Raw genomic sequence first — 792 nt, 5'->3', positions numbered from 1 at the left:
CCGCTATGCGTATGCGGCCGGCCGCGACAAGTCGCTGTGGGGCGTGACGGAGGGCTTGCCGCCGGGCCATCCGCGGCTGATCCGGCAGATCGCGCGGCGCTACCTGGAAAACGGGATGTCGGTGGACCCGAACGAGATCATCGTGACGGTCGGCGCGACGGAGGCGATCAACCTGTGCCTGCAGGCGGTGGCGAAACCGGGCGACACGATCGCGGTGGAATCGCCGACGTTCTACGCGATGCTGCACGCGATCGAGCGGATGGGGATGAAGGCGATCGAGGTGGCGACGCATCCGGAGTACGGGATCGACATCGCGGCGCTGGCGACGATCGCGAAATCGCAGCCGATCGCCGCGTGCATGGTGATGCCGAATTTCCAGAACCCGCTGGGGTTCCAGATGCCGGACGAGCGCAAGCGCGAGCTGGTCGAGTTTGCCGCGAAGGCCGGCATGCCGCTGATCGAGAACGGCGTGTACAACGAACTGTATTTCGGCGAATCGCATCCGAGTTCGCTGAAGTCCTACGACCGGAACGGGATCGTGCTGCATTGCTCGTCGTTCTCGAAGAGCCTGACGGCCGCGTACCGGATCGGCTGGGCGTTGCCGGGCCGTTATCGCGACCAGGTCGAGAAGCTGAAATTCCTGAACACGCTGGCGACGCCGTCGTTGCCGCAGCTCGCGATCGCGGAGTTTCTCGAACGCGACGGCTACGAGCATCACCTGCGGCGCCTGCGCAAGGCGTATGCGCAGCAGGCGAACCTGATGCGGGCGATGGTGTCGCGGTTCTTCCCGGA

1 protein-coding gene is annotated in these 792 nt (G+C 65.4%); it reads left to right on the top strand.

What is annotated here, in order from left to right:
• The coding region (locus GQ57_RS37995) for an aminotransferase-like domain-containing protein (protein ID WP_034200626.1) at positions 1-792 on the top strand (792 nt) is incomplete at both ends.

The sequence above is a fragment of the Burkholderia sp. MSh2 genome (genome assembly GCF_000731655.1).
Taxonomy (GTDB): domain Bacteria; phylum Pseudomonadota; class Gammaproteobacteria; order Burkholderiales; family Burkholderiaceae; genus Burkholderia; species Burkholderia paludis.
The sequence above is the reverse complement of the archived record's forward strand: the minus strand, read 5'-3'. Positions and strand labels throughout refer to the sequence as shown.